The sequence below is a fragment of the Arthrobacter sp. 2MCAF14 genome (assembly GCF_052115645.1).
Lineage (GTDB): Bacteria > Actinomycetota > Actinomycetes > Actinomycetales > Micrococcaceae > Arthrobacter.
In genome coordinates this window covers 1-2744 of record NZ_JBFRHB010000087.1, presented here as the reverse complement: position 1 = coordinate 2744, position 2744 = coordinate 1, and the positions used below count along the sequence as shown (strand labels likewise).

General features: G+C 66.3%; 2 protein-coding genes. Both read left to right on the top strand.

What is annotated here, in order from left to right:
• Positions 1 to 954: LacI family DNA-binding transcriptional regulator (locus AB4074_RS24620; RefSeq protein WP_441415724.1), on the top strand; the 954-nt coding region annotated here is incomplete at its 5' end.
• Between the two features lie 117 nt (positions 955 to 1071).
• On the top strand, positions 1072 to 2744 hold a 1673-nt coding region (araB, locus tag AB4074_RS24615; protein WP_441415723.1), incomplete at its 3' end, for a ribulokinase.

Genomic DNA, 2744 nt, shown 5'->3' with positions numbered 1-2744 from the left:
GTCTCGCACCAGACCGTGTCCCGGGTGATCAACGACCACCCCAACGTCAGCAAGGGCACTCGTGAGCGTGTCGAGGCGGCCATCACCGAACTGGGATACCGGCGCAACACTGCTGCACGGAGCCTCGTGACCCGTCGCTCCCAGACCATCGGCGTCCTGGCGAGTGAGCTGGCGCAATACGGCCCGGCGAACACCTTACTGGGCGTCGAACAGGCGGCGAGGGATGCCGGCTATTTCGTCAGCATCGCAGCCTTGAGGACGGTCAATCGCGAGGCGATTCTTGATGCAGTCCGGCATTTCCTGGACCAGTCCGTGGATGGGATCGTCGTCATCGTGCCGCATTCGGAGACCCTGCTGGCGTTGGCGGAAGTGAACGCGGGGGTTCCCGTGGTGGCCGTCGGATCAATGGGCGACGCCTCCGTCAGCGGAGCCATGGTGGACCAGAAGCGCGGCGCGGAACTGGCCGTCAGGCATCTGCTCGATCAAGGACATCGCAGGATCGGACACGTGGCCGGGCCGCAGGATTGGATCGACGGAGTGGCCAGGGCCGAAGGGTGGAGCGCGGCGTTGCGGGCCGCGGGCCTTGAGGATGATCTGCTGGTAGTGGGGGACTGGAGTGCCGGCAGCGGCTACGACATCGGCAGGAAACTCGCCGATGAAAGGACGGCCACCGCGCTTTTTGTGGGAAATGACCAGATGGCCCTGGGTCTGTTGCGGGCCTTCAGCGAGGCGGGCGTCCGCGTGCCCGAGGACGTTTCGGTGGTGGGTTTCGATGACCAACCCGAATCCGGCTACTTCACGCCGCCGCTGACCACGGTGCGCCAGGACTTCGAAGAACTCGGGCGGCGCTGCATGGACCTCATGCTGGGCGGCATCGAGGACGGGCAAAGCGTCGGCACCACCGTGGTGGAGCCTGAGTTGGTAGTGCGCCGAAGCACTTCCGCCCCCGTCTGACTGCTTCTGTTCCCTTGGGCGGGCCGGCCGTGGATCACCACATCTTGACGTGTGGATTGTTAGCGCTCACAATTGGACGAGTCCGCAAGGCTGCGGACTGGCTATTGGAGGATTTTCATGGGCGTCACAGCGGACGGCAAGGAACATTACGTCATCGGCGTGGACTACGGCACGCTTTCCGGCAGGGCCGTCGTGGTGCGGGTCAGGGACGGCAAGGAACTGGGAAGCGGGGTGTTCGACTATCCGCACGCGGTCATCACCGAGGCCCTGCCGGCCGATCTGGCGGATGGACCTGATGGCACAGCGGTCCGGCTTCCGGGGGAGTGGGCGCTGCAGGTGCCCCAGGACTACCGGGAGGTGTTGCGTCATGCGGTTCCAGCCGCGGTGCGCGACGCCGGGATCGATCCGGCCGCCGTCGTCGGGATCGCCACCGACTTCACGGCGTGCACCATGGTGCCGGTGAAGGCTGATGGTACTCCGCTGAGCGAGCTGGACGGCTTCGCCGACCGGCCGCATGCGTATGTGAAGTTGTGGCGGCACCACGCGGCCCAGGGGCAGGCGGACCGCATCAACGCCCTGGCCGCCGAGATCGGCGAGGCGTGGCTGCCGCGCTATGGTGGGCTCATTTCCTCTGAGTGGGAGTTGGCCAAGGGCCTCCAGTTGCTGGAGGAGGACCCGGAAGCGTATGCGGCGATGGACCACTGGGTCGAGGCCGCGGATTGGATCGTCTGGCAGCTCTGCGGAAGCTATGTGCGTAATGCTTGCACCGCCGGGTACAAGGGCATCTACCAGGACGGCAAATATCCGTCTGAAGACTTCCTTGCGGCATTGAACCCTGGCTTCAAAGACTTCGTGTCCACCAAGCTCGAACGCACGATTGGCCGGCTGGGGGATGCCGCCGGTTACCTGACGGCCGAAGCTGCCGCCTGGACCGGCCTGCGTGAGGGCATCGCGGTCGCCGTCGGGAATGTCGACGCGCACGTCACCGCGCCAGCGGCCCGGGCCGTGGAACCGGGACAGCTCGTCGCGATCATGGGCACCTCCACGTGCCACGTCATGAACGGCTCCGAGCTGCACGAAGTGCCGGGCATGTGCGGAGTGGTCGACGGCGGGATCGTGGACGGGCTCTGGGGTTACGAAGCCGGCCAGTCCGGGGTCGGTGACATCTTCGGCTGGTTCACCCGGTACGGCGTCCCGCCCGAATACCACGAAGCCGCCGAGGCGGCAGGCCTGGGCATCCACGAATACCTCACCGAACTCGCCTCCCGTCAAGGGATCGGCGAACACGGGCTCATCGCGCTGGACTGGCACTCGGGCAACCGGTCCGTCCTGGTGGATCACGAGCTGTCCGGCGTGGTCGTGGGCCAGACGCTGGCAACCCGCCCGGAGGACATCTACCGGGCGCTCCTGGAGGCCACGGCCTTCGGCACCCGCACCATCGTGGATGCCTTCCGCGACTCGGGAGTGCCGGTTAAGGAGTTCATTGTGGCCGGAGGGCTCCTCAAGAACAAGTTGCTGATGCAGATCTATGCCGACATCACGGGGCTGCCGCTCTCCACGATCGGCTCCGCCCAGGGGCCTGCGCTGGGTTCGGCGATCCATGCCGCCGTCGCTGCCGGGGAGTACCCGGATATCCGGGCGGCCGCGGCCGCCATGGGATCCGAACCCGGGGCCGCCTACACGCCGATCCCGGAAAACGTCGCCGCCTACGAAGAGCTGTTCCGCGAGTACCGGACACTGCACGACTACTTCGGCAGGGGAAGCAACGAGGTCATGCACCGGCTCAAGAA